The 18,268-nt window shown below is 61.9% G+C and carries 21 protein-coding genes and 1 tRNA gene; 9 read left to right on the plus strand and 13 right to left on the minus strand.

Annotation, left to right across the window (positions count from 1 at the left end; translation table 11 throughout):
• Positions 1-67: 67 nt before the first annotated feature.
• From A9995_RS14745 to A9995_RS14760, 4 genes are read right to left on the minus strand one after another with little or no spacing between them, the layout of a single operon-like run.
• On the minus strand, positions 68-1,915 hold the full coding sequence (locus A9995_RS14745; RefSeq protein ID WP_067614381.1) for a ferrous iron transporter B: 1,848 nt from the start codon (positions 1,913-1,915) through the stop codon (positions 68-70).
• A complete protein-coding gene (locus A9995_RS14750) occupies positions 1,912-2,178 on the minus strand; it encodes a FeoA family protein (RefSeq protein WP_067614383.1) in 267 nt (88 codons plus the stop codon). The genes A9995_RS14745 and A9995_RS14750 overlap by 4 nt, the downstream gene beginning before the upstream one ends.
• A 53-nt stretch (positions 2,179-2,231) precedes the next feature.
• Entirely contained in the window at positions 2,232-2,915 is a 684-nt protein-coding gene (locus tag A9995_RS14755) for a COQ9 family protein (protein ID WP_067614449.1), read from the minus strand.
• A gap of 2 nt (positions 2,916-2,917) precedes the next feature.
• A complete protein-coding gene (locus A9995_RS14760; RefSeq protein ID WP_233998246.1) occupies positions 2,918-3,535 on the minus strand; it encodes an ankyrin repeat domain-containing protein in 618 nt (205 codons plus the stop codon).
• Positions 3,536-3,619: 84 nt separating this feature from the next.
• Here A9995_RS14760 and A9995_RS14765 point away from each other — a divergent pair, with 84 nt between their 5' ends.
• From A9995_RS14765 to A9995_RS14790, 6 genes are all read left to right on the plus strand, one after another.
• Positions 3,620-4,234 (plus strand): SCO family protein, encoded by a 615-nt coding sequence (locus tag A9995_RS14765; protein ID WP_233998247.1) that lies wholly within the window; start codon positions 3,620-3,622, stop codon positions 4,232-4,234.
• A complete protein-coding gene (locus A9995_RS14770; protein WP_067614389.1) occupies positions 4,222-4,692 on the plus strand; it encodes a YcgN family cysteine cluster protein in 471 nt (156 codons plus the stop codon). The genes A9995_RS14765 and A9995_RS14770 overlap by 13 nt, the downstream gene beginning before the upstream one ends.
• Complete coding sequence (locus A9995_RS14775; protein WP_067614391.1) at positions 4,689-5,432, plus strand: M48 family metallopeptidase; 744 nt, start codon at positions 4,689-4,691, stop codon at positions 5,430-5,432. Before A9995_RS14770 ends, A9995_RS14775 begins: the two co-directional genes overlap by 4 nt.
• 73 nt (positions 5,433-5,505) lie before the next feature.
• Positions 5,506-5,988 carry a hypothetical protein gene (locus A9995_RS14780; RefSeq protein ID WP_067614393.1) on the plus strand — a complete coding sequence of 161 codons (483 nt, stop codon included), beginning with the start codon at positions 5,506-5,508 and terminating at the stop codon, positions 5,986-5,988.
• A 13-nt stretch (positions 5,989-6,001) separates the two neighbouring features.
• Positions 6,002-6,940: a bifunctional diaminohydroxyphosphoribosylaminopyrimidine deaminase/5-amino-6-(5-phosphoribosylamino)uracil reductase RibD gene (gene ribD, locus A9995_RS14785; RefSeq protein ID WP_067614395.1), complete on the plus strand. Its 939-nt coding sequence runs from the start codon at positions 6,002-6,004 to the stop codon at positions 6,938-6,940.
• A gap of 132 nt (positions 6,941-7,072) precedes the next feature.
• Positions 7,073-7,690, plus strand: a complete 618-nt coding sequence (locus tag A9995_RS14790) for a riboflavin synthase (protein ID WP_067614397.1) — start codon at positions 7,073-7,075, stop codon at positions 7,688-7,690.
• Between the two features lie 63 nt (positions 7,691-7,753).
• Here A9995_RS14790 and A9995_RS14795 read toward each other — a convergent pair whose 3' ends face one another.
• Both A9995_RS14795 and A9995_RS14800 read right to left on the minus strand, forming a co-directional pair.
• Complete coding sequence (locus A9995_RS14795; protein WP_067614399.1) at positions 7,754-8,935, minus strand: aromatic amino acid transaminase; 1,182 nt, start codon at positions 8,933-8,935, stop codon at positions 7,754-7,756.
• A 104-nt stretch (positions 8,936-9,039) separates the two neighbouring features.
• On the minus strand, positions 9,040-9,882 hold the full coding sequence (locus A9995_RS14800) for a DUF1134 domain-containing protein (RefSeq protein ID WP_067614401.1): 843 nt from the start codon (positions 9,880-9,882) through the stop codon (positions 9,040-9,042).
• 215 nt (positions 9,883-10,097) lie between these two features.
• On the opposite strand from A9995_RS14800, the gene A9995_RS14805 reads away from it, so the two are divergent.
• A tRNA-Ser gene (locus tag A9995_RS14805) sits at positions 10,098-10,187 on the plus strand.
• Positions 10,188-10,345: 158 nt separating this feature from the next.
• Positions 10,346-11,662, plus strand: coding sequence for an integrase arm-type DNA-binding domain-containing protein (locus A9995_RS14810; protein ID WP_067614403.1), 1,317 nt, complete (start codon positions 10,346-10,348; stop codon positions 11,660-11,662).
• Here A9995_RS14810 and A9995_RS16225 read toward each other — a convergent pair.
• The 3 genes from A9995_RS16225 to A9995_RS16230 form a co-directional block, all read right to left on the minus strand.
• Positions 11,659-12,432 carry an AlpA family transcriptional regulator gene (locus tag A9995_RS16225; protein ID WP_168157418.1) on the minus strand — a complete coding sequence of 258 codons (774 nt, stop codon included), beginning with the start codon at positions 12,430-12,432 and terminating at the stop codon, positions 11,659-11,661. The two genes, A9995_RS14810 and A9995_RS16225, sit on opposite strands and share 4 nt — an antisense overlap.
• A gap of 138 nt (positions 12,433-12,570) precedes the next feature.
• On the minus strand, positions 12,571-12,885 hold the full coding sequence (locus A9995_RS14820) for a hypothetical protein (protein ID WP_067614405.1): 315 nt from the start codon (positions 12,883-12,885) through the stop codon (positions 12,571-12,573).
• A gap of 25 nt (positions 12,886-12,910) precedes the next feature.
• Positions 12,911-13,777: an SAM-dependent methyltransferase gene (locus A9995_RS16230; protein WP_199797280.1), complete on the minus strand. Its 867-nt coding sequence runs from the start codon at positions 13,775-13,777 to the stop codon at positions 12,911-12,913.
• 277 nt (positions 13,778-14,054) lie between these two features.
• Here A9995_RS16230 and A9995_RS17695 point away from each other — a divergent pair, with 277 nt between their 5' ends.
• On the plus strand, positions 14,055-14,597 hold the full coding sequence (locus A9995_RS17695; RefSeq protein ID WP_369815862.1) for a helix-turn-helix domain-containing protein: 543 nt from the start codon (positions 14,055-14,057) through the stop codon (positions 14,595-14,597).
• Positions 14,598-14,776: 179 nt separating this feature from the next.
• Here A9995_RS17695 and A9995_RS16820 read toward each other — a convergent pair whose 3' ends face one another.
• The 4 genes from A9995_RS16820 to A9995_RS14845 form a co-directional block, all read right to left on the minus strand.
• A complete protein-coding gene (locus tag A9995_RS16820; protein ID WP_145916997.1) occupies positions 14,777-15,337 on the minus strand; it encodes a hypothetical protein in 561 nt (186 codons plus the stop codon).
• Positions 15,338-15,756: 419 nt separating this feature from the next.
• Positions 15,757-16,578, minus strand: coding sequence for a hypothetical protein (locus tag A9995_RS14835; RefSeq protein WP_067614411.1), 822 nt, complete (start codon positions 16,576-16,578; stop codon positions 15,757-15,759).
• The gene (locus A9995_RS14840; RefSeq protein ID WP_067614413.1) at positions 16,578-17,219 is read right to left on the minus strand and encodes a hypothetical protein; all 642 of its coding nucleotides are present in this window, start codon (positions 17,217-17,219) and stop codon (positions 16,578-16,580) included. Before A9995_RS14840 ends, A9995_RS14835 begins: the two co-directional genes overlap by 1 nt.
• A 186-nt stretch (positions 17,220-17,405) precedes the next feature.
• A complete protein-coding gene (locus tag A9995_RS14845; RefSeq protein ID WP_067614415.1) occupies positions 17,406-18,251 on the minus strand; it encodes a hypothetical protein in 846 nt (281 codons plus the stop codon).
• Positions 18,252-18,268 lie beyond the last annotated feature (17 nt).

Raw genomic sequence — 18,268 nt, forward strand, 5'->3', positions numbered from 1 at the left:
GGCACACCAATGCGGATAGATCCGGGGACTCAAGACAGCGCGACCGAGAAGCAGCGACCCGAGTGCGCTACCAGCCCAGCGCCACCGCGCCCCAATAGGTCAGCCCCGCGAAAACATAGGCCAGCACAAACAGATAGACGACCATGAAGATCGGCCATTTCCAGCCATTGGTCTCGCGTCGCGCGACCGCGAGCGTGGATAGGCATTGCGGCGCGAAGACGAACCAGGCGAGGAAGGCCAGCGCGGTGGGCAGGGTCCACAGGTCGGCAATCCGCTCGGTCACACCCTCGGCGGCCAGATCCTCGTTCTCGGCCTCGACCGCATAGGTCGTGGCCAGCGCCGAGACGGCAACTTCGCGTGCCGCCATCGCCGGGATGATGGCAAGGCTGATCTCGCGATTGAACCCGATCGGGGCCAGGATGGGGTGAAGGCCATCGGCAATCGTGCCCGCGATGCTGGCGTCGAGCTGGCTCTCGCCCGGCTCTGCCTCGGGGAAACTCAGCAGCACCCACAGTGCAATCGTGGCGACGAAGATGATCGTGCCGGCGCGGCGCAGGAACACCCAGGCGCGCTGCCACAAGCCGATGCCAAGATCGCGCAGCCGCGGCATCTGGTAGCGCGGCATTTCCATGATGAACCCGCTCGCTGTGCCCTTGGCCACCGTGCCGCGCAGCACCAGCGCCACCACCATCGCACCGACGATGCCCGCCAGATAGAGCACGAACAGCACCAGCCCCTGCAGACCGATGCCCGGCCCGACGCTGGTCTGGGGGATGAACGCCGCGATGATCACCGCATAGACCGGAAGCCGCGCCGAACAGGTCATCAGCGGCGCGATCAGGATGGTGGTCAGCCGATCATTGGGATCGGAAATCGAGCGCGTCGCCATGATCCCGGGAATTGCGCAGGCGAAGCTGGAGAGCAGCGGGATGAAGCTCTTCCCCGACAGACCCACACCAGCCATCATCCGGTCCATCAGGAAGGCCGCGCGTGCCATATAGCCGCTCGCCTCCATCAACAGGATGAAGAAGAACAGGATCACGATCTGGGGGAGGAACACGACCACCGAGCCCACGCCCGCCAGCACGCCTTCGGTCACGAAATCGCGCACCAGGCCTTCGGGCAGGAGCGCGCCGGCCCAGCCGCTCAAGATGCCGACCACGCCTTCCAGTGCATCGGCGAAAGGTGTCGCCCAGGCGAACACCGCCTGGAAAACCACGAACAGCAGCGCGAACAGGATCAGCGGGCCGACCCAGGGATTGAGCAGCACCCGGTCGACACCATTCGCGACGGTGTGGCTGGTCGATTTGGACAGGATCGCACCGCGCGCGATGTGTTTGGCCGACAGCCGCCGCTCGGGCAGCGTCAGATGCCACGGGCGTTGCAGCTCTTCATCGGCGTGGCGTTCCGCCTCGGCAATCGCCTGGCCCAGTTCGGCGATGCCCTTACGCCGCACCGCGACGGTGGGAATTACCGCAACGCCCAGCGCGGCGGACAGCGCCGCCGGGTCGAGCGTCAGCCCGTCGCGTTCGGCAAGATCGACCATGTTGAGCGCGACCACCGTCGGACGACCGAGCTCGAGCACTTCCTGAGCGAACACCAGATGCTGTTCGAGATTGGCGGCATCGAGCACGAGGACGATAACGTCGGGGACCTTCTCACCCTCGAAGCTGCCTTCGACAACCTGGCGGGTCACTTCCTCGTCGGGGCTCGCCGAATCGAGCGAATAGGAGCCGGGCAGATCGAGCAGTTCGACCGATTCGCCGCTCGGCAAAGTCAGTCGGCCCGCCTTGCGCTCCACCGTGACACCGGGATAATTCGCGATCTTCTGGCGCGCGCCGGTCAGTGCATTGAACAGCGCGCTCTTGCCTGAGTTGGGATTGCCGACCAGCGCGGCGGTGCGATGCCGGCTCATGCTGCTGCCTCGTGCGAGGCGCCGTCGAGCAGTTCGACTTCTATCGCCAGGGCGTGCGAGCGGCGCAGTGCGATGGTCATATTGCCCAGCCGCAGGGCCAGCGGATCGCGGGTGCCGAAGACCCCGCGATGGATCACCGCCAGTTCGGCGCCCTCATCCACACCCAGCGCGCGCAGGCGCTTGGCCTCGTCGCTCGCCAGCCGCTCCCAGGCGACCGCGACGATCCGTGCCGGCCTGTCGTATTCGAGTCCGTCCAATGTCATCGCGGCGCGCTGCCAGAGACGGGTGGCGATTGCAAACGATTATCAATAGCGGATTAACGCGCCGGGTAGCGCAACCGGCCGAGAAATCGGGTCACGCTGAAGCGATCGCGATCGGAATGGAGCCATTTGGCCTTGGTTTTCTCGAACCGCATCACCCCGTCGATCCGGCGGTCGAGGAAGGCGCGAGTCTCGGCCTTGTTGTCGCTCTCGTCGTCGAGGAACACCGCCAGCGTCGCCCCGTAAATCGAGGCAAGCGTGGCGCGCTTGGTGTAGTGGTTGTAATCCGTCGCCGTGTCGCCGGCGAGACGCCACATGACATCGGCGCTGTGCCAGCCGGTGCGAAGCGCGCTGGCGACATTTTGCGGCATGGCCATGATCGCTATCGCGCGACGCAGCGCTTCCTCGCGCCCCGCCACGGCATCCAGACGGAACTGGACGAGGCTGCGGATGCGTTCGCGGATCTTCATTTGCGCCTGCGCCGCCGGGGGCAGCGCATCGGCCATCGCCGTATCGATCGTTTCGATCCACGCAGCGATCATATCCATCGCATTGCCATCATATGCCAACCGCGCGACATCGACATCCGCCCCCGCCTGCCGCGCCGCCATGGCGAGCGCAGTGTCGTTCCAGCCGTCGAACACCGCCGCATCGGCGAGCAACGGCGCAAGGTGCAGCCGCAGTTCGTCGAGCGTCATCTCGTTGGGGTCCACCGCGTGATTAGGAGCGTTGCTGGCCATCATCAGAAGCTCGGTCCGTAGGATGCCTGCGCGTCATCGCTGCGTTCCGCATCGGCTTGCGCGATGGCATCCATAATCTGGGTGCCACCAACGATCAGCGCTGCGTAGTCGCGCGCCGAGCGGCCGGAATTGTCGTTGCGGTCGGGATTCGCGCCCTTGTCGAGCAGCAACCGGACCATGCCGACATCGCGCCGGTGTATCGACGAAATCAGCGGGGTCTCGCCCGCGGCGTTGCTCTGGTCGACCCGCGCGCCCGCTTCGAGCAGCGCCTCGACCCCTTCGAGAAAACCGAGGTTGGAAGCGATCAGCAACGGGGTGATCCCCTTCTTGTCGGCGATGTCGGGGTTGGTACCCTTGCTGTGTAGAAAGCGGATCCAGGTCAGGTCGCGGCGTTCGACAACGATGTGCATGGCCGTACGCCCGCTGGTGATGTCGCGCGAATTGGCGATCACCGTCCCTGGCTGGTTGAGCATTTCGGTGACCGTCGCGCCCTCGCGGTCCTGCACCGCCTTGAGAAATTCATACCCCTCGGAAAAGTTTTGCGCCGCCAACGGCCCCGCCAGCAGCGCCCCGGCGAGCGCCCCTGCCAATCCGTATCTCGTTCCGAACCGCAGCTTCACCTGACCAACCTCGCATGTTTTTCGCATTTGCACAGGGCACAGCCCTTGTGCCGGAAGCGTTAGCAGAGCATGAATTGCAACGCCATGGCCCACCGCAAAGCGTTGTCGTTCGCCCTCCCCGCCCCGCTGCTCCTGCTCGTTGCCCTGACCGGCTGCGATTCCGCAGGCACGGCCGTCGATCCGGGCGAACCGCCGCTCAAGGGCGCGGCGATCGGCGCCCCCTTCGAACTGACCGGCGAGACCGGCGAGACGGTCCGCTGGAGCGATTTCGACGGCCAGTACCGGATCCTCTATTTCGGTTATGCCTATTGCCCCGACATCTGCCCCACCGATGTGCAGCGCGCGATGGCGGGGCTGAAGCGCTTCGAGGACGACAGCCCGGAGCGCGGCGCGCAGGTGCAACCGCTTTTCATCAGCGTCGATCCCGAACGCGACACGCCCGAGGTGCTGCGCGAATTCACCGACAGCTTCCACCCGCGGCTGATCGGCATGACCGGCGAAACCGACGTTCTCAAGCAGGTCGCCAGCGATTTCGGGACCACCTTTTCCAAGGGCGAGGTGCAGCCGGGCGGTGGCTATCTGATGGATCATCTGGGCTACACCTACCTGTTCGGCCCCACCGGCGATCCGCTGGCGATCCTGCCGACCGATCTGGGACCCGAGGCGGTGGCCGAGGAGCTGGACAAATGGGTGCGCTGAGGGAGCGTTTCTGGGAGCGCCCACTGGCCGAACTCAGCCGACCGGAATGGGAGGCCCTGTGCGACGGCTGCGGCCGCTGCTGCCTGCACAAGATGGAGGACGAGGACACCGGCCGGATCGAGGAGACCAATGTCGCCTGCCGCCTGCTCGACTGCGCCAGCGCCACCTGCAGCGACTATCGCAACCGCAAAAGCTTCGTACCAGACTGCCTGCGGCTGACGCTCAAGATCGTCGACAACGTCCCCTGGCTGCCATCGACCTGCGCCTATCGCCGCCGCGCCGAAGGTCGACCGCTGCCCGACTGGCATTACCTGCTCTCGGGCGATCGCGAGGCGGTGGTCCGCGCGGGCGTTTCGGTAGCCGGGCGCGTGGTCAGCGAGATCGATGCCGGTCCGCTCGAACACCATGTGGTCGAATGGGACGATGAGGCCGGGGATCGCTGGGACGACCAAGCATGATCGAGTGGCTGCGCGACGACTATCATCGCCCCGCCAAACCCGCTGCGCCGCAGACGATCGAATTGTCGGGCCGCACTCTGCCCATCGCGCTCAACCGCCATCCGCGCGCCAAGCGCCTGACGCTGCGGCTTGCGCCCGATGGCAGCGCGGTTCGGATCACCCTGCCGCGCTGGTGTCGCAGTGCCGATGCGGTGGCGTTTGCCGCAGTCCGCCGCGAATGGCTCGAAGCGCAGCTCGCCAAGGTACCCGAAACGTCTGACCCGATTGCGCGCGGCACGATCCGGTATCGCGGCGACGAGATCGAAATTCGCTGGACCGAGGATGCCCCGCGAAAGCCTGCGCTGGGAGAACGCGCGATCCGGCTCGGCGGTCCAGGCGACACGCAGTCACAACGATTGCAACGCTGGCTCGAAGCCGAGGCGGTGCGACTGATGCGCGCAGACCTCGTCGATTACTGCGGCCGTGCCGGACTCGAAGCGCCCGATCTGCGGCTGACCCGCGCGCAACGGCGCTGGGGCAGTTGCTCGAGCAACGGCGTGGTGCGGGTCAACTGGCGGCTGGTGCAGGCCCCCGACACGATCCGACGTTCGGTGGTCGCGCATGAAACCGCGCATCTCGTCCATTTCGACCACAGCCCGGGGTTTCACGGCCTGCTGCGAAATATCTACGAGGACGATCTGGAAGCGGCCGATGGCTGGCTGAGAGCGCACGGCCGCGGTCTCTACGCCGATTTTGGCTAACCGCCCCCGACTGCGCAGCAGCCCGGGCAAAGCCGACTGGTAACTTCGTGCAGGACCCCCTATCTTGCGCTCCATGCCTATTCCATCGCGTCTCAATCCGGTCGGCGGCGCCCAGGATTTCTGGAGCGAATTCAAACGCCCGAACCCCTATCGCTGGCCGATCCTGGGGGCATCGTTGCTGAGCACCTTTACCTTGATGTACTGGGTGACCCAGGAACAGGTGATCGGCCCGCCCACGCCGCCGCAGGTGTCCTTTATCTCCACCTTTGCCGATGGCCGCAGCGAAGCCGAAATCATCGCGTCCAACCTCGAGAACCAGCGCCTCAAGGACGCCTGGGAGGCCGAGCTGGCCGTGCGTGAGGCCGAAGTGCGTGATATGTACCGCGCTCTGGGCCGCGCCAGCGGGATCGACGTGGACGCGATGGAGCGCCAGATCGACGAAGACCGGGCACGCGAAGAGGCCGAGCAGCTTCGCACGCTCGAACAGGCTGGTGTCCCGACCGACCCACAGACCAATACGCAGGCGGATAGCGCGGTTGACACTTCAACCGAGTGACGCTCCCTGGTTGATGGCCGCCGCGCGGCTGGCGTTGCGCGGACGCCCGTCGAGCCGCCCCAACCCTGCCGTGGGCGCTATAATCGTCAACGATGGCGCCGTCGTCGGGCGCGGCTGGACCCAGCCGGGCGGGCGGCCCCATGCCGAAGCGATAGCGCTGGCGCAGGCCGGGGCCGCTGCTCGTGGCGCAACCGCTTACGTAACCCTCGAACCCTGCGCCCACCGCTCGGATCGCGGCCCTGCCTGTGCCGATCTGCTCTTGCAGGCTGGCATTGCCCGGCTGGTAACGGGTTGCGAAGACCCTGACCCGCGCACCGCTGGCCGCGGCCTGGCCCGGCTGCGCGATGAAGGTATCGCAACCGAACTCGTCGACCTGGCCTTCGTTCGCGAAAGCTTGGCCGGCTACCTTACCCGGGCTCGCTTTGGTCGCCCCCATGTCACGCTCAAGCTCGCGCTGTCGCTCGATGGAAAGATCGCGCTGCCCTCGTTGGCGAGTCGCTGGATCACCGGCGACGCGGCGCGCGCGCATGTCCATTCACGCCGGGCACGCGCCGATGCGATCCTCGTGGGCGGCGGAACCTGGCGCGCGGACAAGCCGCGGCTCGATGTCCGCCTGCCCGGTCTCGAAGGCTGCAGTCCCGAGCCGGTGGTGTTGACCTCGCGCGCCATCGACGGAGTTCGGACCATCGCCACAACGCAGCACATCGCGGAGCTTCCCGACACGCTCTATCTCTACATCGAGGGCGGCGGGCAGACCGCGGCATCCTTCCTGGCTGCCGATCTGGTCGACCGGATCGACATCTACCGCGCACCGATCCTGATCGGCGAAGGAATGCCCGCGATCGGGGACCTTGGTCTGGCCGATCTGGCCGAGGCGCACGGCCGCTGGACTGTGGTCGAACGCCGTAATCTCGGCCAGGACAGCTATGAAGGGTTCGCGCGGACTCGTTAGCTTCATCCTCTCCTGCGCTTGGCAGCGCGGATGGCGAAGCTTACCAACGCGATTGAAATCGGCTTGCCCAGACCACGGCAAGCAACTGCAAATCTGCTATCGAGGCGCCAGATGGCGCAAGGAGACACGGCCATGTTCACCGGGATCGTAACTGCCCTTGGCACCATTTCCAGCGTCGAGGATCGGGCCGACAGACGGGTAACGATCGGCTGCCCCTTCGATCCCGAGACGATCGGTATCGGCGCCTCGATCGCCTGTTCGGGTATCTGCCTGACCGTGGTCGAGCGCGGTGGGACGCCGGGAGACGCCTGGTTCGCGGTCGATGTCTCGGGGGAAACCGTGTCGCGCTCCGTTCCGGGGATGTGGCAGGAGGGGCGGCAGCTCAATCTGGAGCCTGCCCTGCGGCTCGGCGACGAACTCGGCGGCCATCTGGTGACGGGGCATGTCGATACCTGCGGCACGGTCCAGCTGGCGCGAACCGAAGGCGGATCGACCCGGCTGGCAATCCGCGCGCGCGCCGAATACGCCGCCTTTATCGCCCCCAAGGGCTCGATCACTGTCGACGGAGTCTCGCTGACTGTGAACGATGTCCGCGACCGGCCCGATGGAACCTGCGATTTCGCACTCAACATCATCCCGCATACGGCCGAGGTCACCACGCTGGGAACCCTCGCCGAAGGGAGTATGGTCAATCTCGAGATCGATGTACTGGCGCGCTATCTCAAGCGGATGCAAAGCCTGCAGAACTAGGTCTGGCAACCGAGCCATGCGCCAAACGGATCGGGTAGCCTCGCTCGGTCCCGCGATTGCGGATCAGCGCTGCGTTACTTCTGCCAGCGCCGCGATGAACTTGGCGATGTTGCCGTCGTGCAGCCCGGCGATATTGATGCGGCCCGAGCCGGCCATGTAGATTGCATGGTCTTCGCGCAGGGCGACGATCTGGTCGCGATCCAGCGGCAGCATTCCGAACAGCCCGTGCTGATCGGTCAACGCAGCAAGATTGAGGCCCGGGGCATCCCCGTCGGCCGCGGCCAACTGCAGTCGTACCTCGCGCATCCGCTCGCGCATGGAGTCGAGCTCGGTCCGCCATTCCTGTGTCAGATCGGGGTCGCGTAGCGCGATCCGCACTGCCGCGCCGCCGTGATCGGGTGGCATCGACCAGGTTGCACGCGCCAGCGCATTGGCATTGGACAGGATCGTGTCGAGCGATCCACCTTCCTGCGCCATCACGTAGAACGCGCCGACGCGGTCGCGATAGAGACCGAAATTCTTGTCGCAGCTATAGGCGATCAGCGCTTCGGGCACTGCAGCGAGCACGCTGCGCACTCCGGCGACATCCTCGTCCAGTCCGCGGCCCAGCCCCTGATAGGCGATATCCAGCAGCGGCAGCACGCCATTGCGTTCGAGCGCCTCGGCGATGACACCCCAATCCTCGGGCGAGTAGTCGATCCCGGTGGGATTGTGGCAGCAGCCATGCAGCAACACCAGATCGCCCGGCGCAGCGCCGTTGATTGCCGCGATAAGCGCGGTGAGATTGGCACTGCCATCGGCATTGGCGTGGTCGAACGCGGCAACCTCCAGACCCAAATCCTCGAGAATCTGGGCGTGGTTGGGCCAGCTCGGGATGCCCAGATGAACCCGCGTCGCCCCGGCGCGCTGCGCCAGTGCGAGCGCGAGGCGGACTGCGCCAGTGCCGCCCGGGGTCTGCATCCCGGAAATGCGGCCGCCCATCGTTGCATTCTCGCCGAAGACATAGGGCATCAGCGCCTGGACGAAGCCCATGTCGCCTTCGGGGCCGAGATAGCTTTTGGAATCCTGCTGTTCGAGTAGCCTGGTCTCAGCGCCCTTGATGGCGGCAAAAACCGGAGTGGCCCCGTCGCCAGTGCGATAGACCCCGACGCCGAGGTCGATCTTGTCCTCGCGTTCGTCGTCGGCGTGCATCTTGATCAGCGCGAGCAGCGCATCGGCGGGTTGGGACTGGAGCTTTTCGAGCATGGCGCGTCCATGCCCACAGCGATGGAACCCGGCAACAGGAAAACGCCTGCCAAGCCCCCAGCGATTCTATCGCTCGGGCAAGCACGTCCTGTTGCCCGCAGCTGTCAGAAGGGTAGCCAGCGCTGCTTCTTGGAGAACTTCATATAACCGGCGTTGATGCCCAGCCGCAGCCCGGCCCCGACCCGGATCGGAATAAGCACCACATCGCCCTTGCGCATGTAGGAGGCGGTCATCCCGCCGACAGCGTAGAGCTGGCCCTCACCCGCCGGATAGCGCTCGTACAATTCCTCGCTGTCATAAAGATTGTAGACGAGGACGAAGGTGCTCCCGGCATTGGCGCCGGCATCGAAACCGATCGACGGGCCGGTCCAGTAGACAGGCCGCTCGCCTTCGACCTTGTGAAAGAGCGTGCCAGAGCCGTAGCGCGCACCAACGATGAAAGCCCCGCTCGCTTCGCGCCCCACGATATAGGCATTGGGCTCGCCCTGATCGGCAAGCAGTCGCCGGATCAGCGAGGCGACGCCCTGCGCGCCGTCGCCAAATACTCCTTGTGCGGCACCGATCAGATCGTCTTCGCGATAGGTTTGCTCGGCATTGGCGACGACAGGTGGGGTTTCCGCGGTGTTCGTCGCAGGGCCGGTGTCGTAATAGTCGGTGCCTGTCGTGATCGGCGCAGGCTCGCTCCAGTTGGGCGCCACAGCGGTTTCCGCACCAGTATCGTTTGTAGGCGGATAGGTCGTGGCGGGGGCGGTTGGCTGCGGCTCGGCGTACACCGACTGGTCGCCCGGCGCTTCTTCGAGGTCGCCATCGATCGGATATTGCAACGCCTCGTTCGGGTCGACCCTCTCGACCTGCGCAGAAAGCGGACTGGCGAACAGTCCGAGCGCGGCCAAGGCAGCGGTGGCGGTTGCGGTGAGGCGGCGGGCAAGGCTGGCGGGTCTGGTCATGATGCGCCCCTCCCTGCGGGCGTAAATCGGCAAATCGACAAGAATCCTTCCATCGCCGGGCGGCAATGAGTGAGCGATGAACCGAATCCAAAACAGGTCGAATCGAGTCGCATCGGTTGCCCAGACGCTAATCGCACCCGCCGGTGCCAAGCCCCTTGAAGGCAGGCAAACCTCTGGCTATAGCGCGCCCCTCGCAGCCGTGATGCGTCCTGTGCGGAGACGTGGGTGAGTGGCTGAAACCAGTTCCCTGCTAAGGAACCATACCCAACCGGGTATCGAGGGTTCGAATCCCTCCGTCTCCGCCACTAACCTGTTTCAGGCAGTCCAGAGCAGTCCAAAGCGACGTGCAAACCTTTACAATTCCGACATTTCCTTGTCCTATCCCGTCCAGAGCGATCCACCCCTAGCCAGAAGCAAGTGGGGGTAGATCGGGGGTAAGAAAAATCCCGATTGGGGGTATTGGATGCTTACGGATAAAGCCGTGCGCGCCGCTGGCGCGAGGGACAAGGCTTACAAGCTTACAGATAGCGGCGGTCTCTACCTTCACATCTCGACCAAGGCCCACAAAAGCTGGCGCTTCAAATACCGTTTCGACAAGAAGGAACTGCTGCTCACAATCGGTAGCTACCCTGACGTCTCGCTGGCCGATGCACGGAGCATACGCGATGATGCCCGCAAGATGTTGCGGGGAGGGCGGGACCCACGCCATTCGATGAAACGCTCCCGCCTGGTTGCTGGTCGTGATGGACAACAAACCTTCGAAGATACTGCACGACAGTGGCACGCCCTTCAGTTGCCACGTTGGAAGGAGGTGCACGCGAATGACGTGATCACCAGCCTCGAGCGCGACATCTTCCCTGATCTCGGTGCCATGCCGCTGGACGAAATCGACAAGCCGCTGCTCCTCGCAGTGCTGCGCAAGATTGAAAAGCGCGGAGCGATCGAGACGGCCCGTCGGGCAAAGCAGCGCGTGGCTGCTGTCTATCGCTATGCCAATGCTCATGGCGCCAAGCTGGAAAACCCGGCGGTCGATATCAACGAGGCTCTGGCGCCGCTTCCTCCGTCCAAACGATATCCGGCAATGCTCAGCGAGGATGCGATCCGCGCGATGATGTTCGATATCGATCGAGCAGGGGCATCGCCAGTGACCCGACTGGCCGCTCGCTTCCTAGCGTTGACTGCACAGCGCCCAGGCATGATCCGCAATATCGAATGGGATGATATCAAGGGCGTCGACTGGGCAAAGCCCAGCAGCGATATCGACAATGCCACATGGGTGGTGCCGGCCGCGAAGATAAAGCAGGAGTTGCACCTGCGCAGCGACGAGGCTTTCGAGCATCCGGTTCCGTTGTCAGGGGCAGCGGTGGACGCCTTGCGTGCGGTGCGGCTTCTCACCGGTCGCACTCGCTTTGTGTTCCCCGGCGCGACCTCTGGCGTTAAACCGATGAGCGAGAACGCGATTGGCTATCTCTACAATCGTGAGGGATACAAGGGGCGGCACGTTCCTCACGGCTGGCGCTCCAGCTTCTCAACCATCTTGAACGAACAGGCGGAGCGCGAACTCGGTCAGGATTTGCGGCTTCTTGCAGACCGGATGATCATCGACCTGATGCTGGCCCATACGCCGGCAGGCATGAGCGCTAGCGAGTTACGCTACAATCGCGCTGCCTACATGCCCCGGCGGCGAGAACTCGCCCAGCGATGGGCGGCTCTGATCATGGCTGGGGCGCTGCCCCCCATTGAGATCATCGAGAGTCCGAGGCGCAAGCGCCGCAATTAGCTTCCGCGCTTTGCAGCCTGCTCGTTAATCCAGGCCATAACCTCGGATTTGCTCCAGCGAGCACTTTCATCCAGCTTTAGCTGTGTTGGAAACTTCCCGGCGGCCACCTTTGCGTAGACCGAAGAGCGGCTGAGCGAGATCAATTTAGCGACCTCTTTTACATTGAGCAGTTCAGGTCCGAGCCCCGCGCGATCAGCCACGATGGGATGCCGATCCTCGTTCTCGTCCTTCAGCGCATCATCGTTGCTAGCCATGTGGCGCGCGACTGATCGAATTGCGCGCACCTTCGGATCAACGATCGCTTCGACTTGGCGCGTGGTCAAAACTCCGGGCGGTTTCAGCGCCGCAAGCCAACGGTCGAACTGCTGGCTATCGACAAAAATTCGGTGCGTCAGCGGCGCTAACGGATCGGCCCAATTATCATGATTGAATGCGCCAGTTGCAAATCGGGGAATGGGGTCATCGATCTCCCAGTTCTCGGATTTTATCGGCGTAATCTCACCGCCGTTCATCGGCCTGGCGAAGGTGTCGATATCGCCGGCGATGAATTTCCCTGCAAGGATCTCCGCGTTCAACCGGACAAGATCCCGGCAAGCATCGTTCTCGCCCTCGTCTTCAGGTGCTTCAAAAATTTCCGCCAGTTCATAGCTCGCGAAGCCCGAACGGAAGTGAACCAAGTCGGCAAACGCTGCGATCAAGGTCACGCGTCCCTGCGATATGGTGGATGAGCGATTGGCGTAGTTCGCCCAGGGTTCGATGTGGTCCAGCATGCTGGTTGGTCTAGGCGCCAACCTTTTATCAAACCGATAAGCGTCGGCTTCGCGCCCATCATCGGGCATTAGGGGGATATTCTACGCGCCCCGAAAGCTGACATCAGTGTCATCCAAACCGCAGGCGGATACCTCCATTCAGAATGAAGCCCACAAGGGGGCCCAAGCGTCGACCGTCCACTCGCCGCTCGCTGCCCTTTGCCGACGCAGTAGGGGATCGTTTTTCGTCTGGCGCACGTCGAGCAAGTTCTCGGCATTGGCGAACAGGCTGACTCTGCCGATCGATATCACACCAAGAATGCCGAAATGCAGGTAGGGACGCGAGCGGGTGCGATAGGGATTGTTCTCCAGCGACTGCACTTCCGTGTAATAGGCTTCGATTCCGATCCGTCCCTTCCCGTGCTCCTCCCACATGCCCACCAGTCCGGCGGTGTGTTCGGGCGTCAGCGGCACTTTTCGTCGGGCAATCCCCGTACCGTCAGCCTCGGTTGCATCGACGAAGACAAAGCTGCCGGTGACAGTGAACCCGTCCTGCTTGAACGGCCCAAAATTTAACCCTGTCTTTCAGATGCAGACGACCGTCTCGAAGCCATTGCAGTAATCGCCTAAAGATTTTGAAAGCGGGGTCTGATTGTAACGTTTTTCTCTCCGTATACAGTGCGACCAATTCAGTTTTTGAGAGACTTGGGCTTCCTGCTGTTCTCTTTGTAAATGCCTCGAAATCAAGGGTGCCCATAGTTGCCTCGGCACCGCCAACGTTTGCTCTGAGGAAGTAGTGTGAATTTGGACTAAGGGTAAAGTCATGGTGCAGGCGTCCAGCACCGACTCCAACGCGCTTGATGGCGAATTCAGCGCGATCCGCCGTGGTGAATTCAAAGTCTGAATGTTCGATCGGCAGCACCAGCTTCTCGCGCTTCTCGGTTTTTCGAACCCAAATCTGAAAGACCGTGGGTACGTTCTTGGGTTTCCCCTCGAAAATGAATGCATTATCCTGGACCAACTCTTCATGAGCAATGTGGAAGTTGGGATCGAGGCGGTTAATGATCGACGTCTTCTGAAACGTTCTCGGCAAAATGAATGCGATAACCTTGGCCTGGCGGGCGGCGTGATTGAAGAATTTCACCGCCATGCTAGAGTTTTTGCCGAAAGGTGGATTGCCAATGATGACAATTTCACCGACGCATGGGAGCGTAGTTTTCAGAAAGTCGGCCTTGATAATATCAGGGCTCTTCGGGTCGATGTCGTATCCGATGCTTCCGGGGGGCAGGAGCCTGAAGAAGGAGCCCGAGCCCGCGCTCGGCTCAACAAACTGAGCGTGTCTCGAACCCAAATATTTGCGGACCACCCGATAGCAATGAATTGCGACCTTTTCTCGAGTATAGAACTGATCAAGCCTCCTAGCGGCATTTATTAAGACCTGCGGTTGGGCATGTGCCGCTGAGACCCCTTTTGTAGATTGTAGGTGATCACGCTCCGTAACGGACGGAGCAGTGAGTGCTGATTGCGAAACCGATCTAGGTTCAATTGGGCGTAAGTGGTCCATAGACCAGCTTGTAGGAATGCCCTTTACCTGTTATGCAACAGCGTCACATCGCAGGAGTGTTATTTTGAAAAAAAGTAAAATGCTGCTCCCGAGGGGCTTCTCAGAACTGCGTCATGATCTAGGCGTTATTATTCGACGCCATCGTTTGGCTCACGGCAGCGATGGGGGACTTAGCCAAGCGGAGATGGCTCAATTGATTGGTATCAGCCGGGAAACTCTCTCGCGGATCGAGAGTGGCTGCCGCTGGCCGTCCTACGACACGCTGGACAAAATAATTGGCTTGTTTGAAGTTGAGTGGGATGTGGTAGCGATCAAGGGGGCGAGCGATCGTCCATCTCGCCACCATGCGCCTGATTGCCGCCAGGATCTCGGCTTGGCTCTTCGCGCCGGACGCCTTCATGAGCGTCTCAGCTTGCGGGCTCTCGCTGAACGAACCGGGATATCCTACTCGCAATTGTCCAGGATTGAACGAGCCGAAAGCACGCGTAGTCGAGTAGTCGACACGCGCGTCGATAGCGGATCGGGCAAGATTGACGATGACACCACTTTTCAATTCACTCATCCGGAGCTCGCCCGTCTCGCGGAAAAGGGAATGGGTCTACCGAGCAGCGCCGAGAGTTAATCATCGAGTGCGCACGTTATGAACGCCTAGATTTAAGATGACGACAATTGCAAATGCGCTTTGCGCATTTGGATGACGACTATTTTAGGTGAATTACTAATCCTCTCTAAGTGCTGTGTGACCATAAAGTTTGAACCAACCCAAGGGAGCTGCCAGCTCTACAGCTGGTTGAACTTTTGCTAAGGAATTTTAGCGACGGCCTGTAGAATGACACGACCATTGCCGCGTTTCCATACGGGCCACTGAGCCCGATATCCCGCCTTCTTTCTTGCTGCCATCCCTAGCGTACGGCTAACCCCAGTGCGTCGCCCATAAACAACACCCTGACATTCCGGCTTCTTGATCCCGTAGCGGAAAGCATCTCGCGGATTGATGCCCTTCAGCATGTATTTGCGCAGGGCAACGCTGTTGCGCACGGGCCCAATCTGTACTGTGCCTGCGGGCGCAGGTTCGTGATTTTCCGCGCGCTTGCGAGGACCGTTCCCCTTGCTTTCCAAACTGGTGATCCATCGCGGTACCAAATCTTTGAATTCCTCGATGAGTTCCGTAGGCACGTGGACTTGCCAATGAGTGTGGTTTTTCTCGCGACTATAGATGTAATATGGAGCCACATCGATATTTAGCTGCTTGCATCTTGTTCGCAGCCAGCGGCAAAATCGCTGGTTACGCAGCGCTGCGAAATTATCGATCCCTGTCTGGGTCAGATTCCATTGAATATTAACGCTCAGATTGAGTGCCACGGGGGCATTCACGTTAGCCTTGGGACAACCATTTCTGGACTGGTGGCCGCCATGAGGCAGCGCGAACCTGCTTGCGTGATGAAAGTTTCGTGCGGAAGCGCGGCTGATGACGGTCGTTGACCGGCATTTTTGTTTCGAGGGAGGCAAAACCATGATCTTCTCGTCGAGTTTGTTCCTGAGCGACAACAAGGAGCTAGTGGGACGGAATTGCAGGCATACCAACGACAAATCTTAATACTGTCCTATGCAGGGACAGTATTTGGATTAGGATCACCATAGAGGGGCAGGGGCGAGACTGAAATTCGCAGATCCCAGCTAATAAAAGCTCAGGCAGGGCCTTGCTTGAGCGCGATTGGCGTGCCGTTTGGCGAATGCGGATGCAAAAAGGGGGGGCGGCTGCCGCAGCAGCCGCCCCTTCCTCATCCCAGCTCGATCGGTTCGTCGCAAAATTTCACTAGCATGAGGTGCTCGCTGAGTGCCCTCGCTCCGCGCCGATAGGCAAGTTCACCCCATACCGGCCAGCGATCGATGCGCTCATGCAGCCACAGATACATCCGGTCCCGAGCGTAGGGGTCTGGGAGGGTCGTCGACCACAGCTTGCGGCGCAGCGGGACGTTGGGTCCCAGCGCATCGCCTACCAGCACGATGCCGCTGGCTTGACCGATCTGCTCACGCTGGAACCGATATTGGAGCGTCTGTGCAGCCCGCTCTTGCGCCGCGATGATGGTCTTGCGGGTTTCCGCATTGATGCCGGCATTGAGCCCATGATAGGCACGCAATGTCGGCAATCCGATGGGCATTGGCGCATCCTCGGGCGAGCGGGTGGAAGCGAGCATAAGAATGACTGCATGGGCTTCCGGCGCGAGCTTGGTGTCCAGGCCGGACCCCGGGTCTGGCTCGAGAAGCGCCTGCCCATGAAGGAAAGCGCCATAGAACCTCGACTGATCCCAACTTTGGAAGAAGTCCAAGGCCCGCTCTTCGATGGGAATGATCCGCCGCTCGATGGCGCAGAGCATTGCCAGCATGAACTCCAGCTCCTGGTGCATGATCGATGACTGGGTGATCCGTCCCATCGCCAAGCGGGAGACCCAGAAGGCCTCCCGCACGCTATTCCAATGGTTGCCTTCGTCGTCGACAAGCGGTGGCCAGCCATCGACCTCACCGACTGCCGTGAGCCAGTAGCCCCACGGCAGGTTCGGGTTCTTTCGCCGCTCGTAAGGGATGGTGCGATCCTCGGTCATTATCTCGACTCCGGATCGAGCCCGACGGGCGGGCTGGGAGCAAGATCGAGCGAGACCCCGCTTTCACCAGTGCTGTTTTCAATCGACTTGAGTTGGTGAGCCAACTTAACGGTCTGACCGTAGACATAAGCCTCGCTCTTGTAGGTCCTGCCAGCCTCCGCACCCAAATCATTGTCCCTCGGGTTGCGCCCTGGGATGTAATCAAAACTGCGGTCGCACCGGAACCCGAACCACCAAAGCGGGTCATGATCTTTGCGGCTCGCACCCGAGGGATGACACACCGAGGTTTCTTCGGGACCATCCTCGCAGGCCTGACCGTAGTCCAAACCACCATGCACGCAGATGCTAAGCGCGGCCGGAATCGCATCATGGTTGAACGCGAACAATGGATGGGTCTCGGGCAGTCCGCAATAGCCGCCCAGGCTACCGTCCCTGTGGCGCAGGATGGTGCAGGAAAGACCCGTGGCCTTGTCAATCCATGCGATCTTGTCGGCTTCGCGCGCCCACGGCCCGTCACCTGCGGGGTGGCGCTTGGGGACGCGATAGACCTGGGTCGGCGAGATCGTGGTGTCGGCGATCGGATAGAACGTGGGCGTGGTGCTGGGCACCAGCGCACTACCGGTCGATTTCTTCTTTGGCATTTTGGTATTCCTTTCAGACATGAAAAAGCCGCTCGGTCCTCATGGACAGGCGGCTGCTGGATGCTCGCGGGCTGCGAGCGATTGAGTGACGCGATTTGGTTGTGTCCCGACGCGTCTCGGGGCATTATCGATCGTGGCTAGGTAATCGTTTTCCTCCTGCTTTTTTCATCATCAAATCCGTCACCCTCAGGTGGACCGGTAGACCGTGCCCCGCAGGCCTGCTGCGCGCAGGCGATCGCGAGCCCAGGGTTTGAAGCTGCGGCTACAAAACACGCTCTTGGGCAACGTCTCAGACGCCTGCTCTGCCAGCGCCATCATTGCGGCCGGGCGATCGCAGGTGATCATGCCCATGGACTTGAGATGACCGATGGCGATGGCGCTCGTGGACAGCACATCGGCGGCGCACTGATCCGCCACCAGATCCCATTGCTGGGTCTCGACCAGCTTGCCGATGGATTTGCTCGGGCTCGGCTTGGCTGGGATACCGAGCGCTGCCGCAAATTCCGGCAGGTGAACGCAGTCCGCCATCACCGAGGTTGCGTTGCACAGGTCGAGGCGCCGAGAGCTATACGGAGAGAGCTCAAGCAGCTGCAGCGGCAAGGCCAGATCATGTTCGACTGCTGAGCGGCGCAGAGCAGCAAAATCCTTGGTCTCCCCGCCCCACGTCGTGACGATCGCCTGCGGTATTTCCGCAAGCGCATCGAAGAACTGCGTGACCATGGCCTTCTCGTCCATCGTCTCTGCGGACAGCACCACTGGGCCTTCTATCTCGGGGACATCCTGTCCCGGAACGAACCGCAGCACGATCCATGCAGCGGCAACGATGCGGTGGAATGGCCAGCGGATTTTTTCCTCGGCCCCGGCGCCTTCTGCCACGCAGTAACCAGCATGTGCAGAGCGATCATATTGGTACTCGAAATCGGCGACAAGGAACGTGCGCTGCCCGTGGCCATCGCTGTCATGGTTTTGTTCCGCGAACAGGCGCGCCTGGAGCTCGAGGCTCTGCTCGAGCGAAGTCATCATATCGGTCATTTGTAAGTCTCCTAGAA

The sequence above is a fragment of the Erythrobacter sp. QSSC1-22B genome (assembly GCF_001678665.1).
In the GTDB taxonomy this organism is placed as follows: Bacteria; Pseudomonadota; Alphaproteobacteria; order Sphingomonadales; family Sphingomonadaceae; genus Qipengyuania.

Bases quoted from the DNA above. Each gene is read 5' to 3' on its own strand.
- A9995_RS14775 (WP_067614391.1), top strand. From the start codon at position 4,689: ATGATCGAGTGGCTGCGCGACGACTATCATCGCCCCGCCAAACCCGCT.
- A9995_RS14780 (WP_067614393.1), top strand. From the start codon at position 5,506: ATGCCTATTCCATCGCGTCTCAATCCGGTCGGCGGCGCCCAGGATTTC.
- A9995_RS14800 (WP_067614401.1), bottom strand. From the start codon at position 9,882: ATGACCAGACCCGCCAGCCTTGCCCGCCGCCTCACCGCAACCGCCACC.
- A9995_RS16225 (WP_168157418.1), bottom strand. From the start codon at position 12,432: ATGCTGGACCACATCGAACCCTGGGCGAACTACGCCAATCGCTCATCC.
- A9995_RS14750 (WP_067614383.1), bottom strand. From the start codon at position 2,178: ATGACATTGGACGGACTCGAATACGACAGGCCGGCACGGATCGTCGCG.
- A9995_RS14765 (WP_233998247.1), top strand. From the start codon at position 3,620: ATGGCCCACCGCAAAGCGTTGTCGTTCGCCCTCCCCGCCCCGCTGCTC.
- A9995_RS14840 (WP_067614413.1), bottom strand. From the start codon at position 17,219: ATGCCAAAGAAGAAATCGACCGGTAGTGCGCTGGTGCCCAGCACCACG.
- A9995_RS14770 (WP_067614389.1), top strand. From the start codon at position 4,222: ATGGGTGCGCTGAGGGAGCGTTTCTGGGAGCGCCCACTGGCCGAACTC.
- A9995_RS14790 (WP_067614397.1), top strand. From the start codon at position 7,073: ATGTTCACCGGGATCGTAACTGCCCTTGGCACCATTTCCAGCGTCGAG.
- A9995_RS17695 (WP_369815862.1), top strand. From the start codon at position 14,055: ATGCTGCTCCCGAGGGGCTTCTCAGAACTGCGTCATGATCTAGGCGTT.
- A9995_RS14845 (WP_067614415.1), bottom strand. From the start codon at position 18,251: ATGACCGATATGATGACTTCGCTCGAGCAGAGCCTCGAGCTCCAGGCG.
- A9995_RS14835 (WP_067614411.1), bottom strand. From the start codon at position 16,578: ATGACCGAGGATCGCACCATCCCTTACGAGCGGCGAAAGAACCCGAAC.
- A9995_RS14755 (WP_067614449.1), bottom strand. From the start codon at position 2,915: ATGGCCAGCAACGCTCCTAATCACGCGGTGGACCCCAACGAGATGACG.
- A9995_RS14745 (WP_067614381.1), bottom strand. From the start codon at position 1,915: ATGAGCCGGCATCGCACCGCCGCGCTGGTCGGCAATCCCAACTCAGGC.
- ribD (WP_067614395.1), top strand. From the start codon at position 6,002: ATGGCCGCCGCGCGGCTGGCGTTGCGCGGACGCCCGTCGAGCCGCCCC.
- A9995_RS14795 (WP_067614399.1), bottom strand. From the start codon at position 8,935: ATGCTCGAAAAGCTCCAGTCCCAACCCGCCGATGCGCTGCTCGCGCTG.
- A9995_RS14810 (WP_067614403.1), top strand. From the start codon at position 10,346: ATGCTTACGGATAAAGCCGTGCGCGCCGCTGGCGCGAGGGACAAGGCT.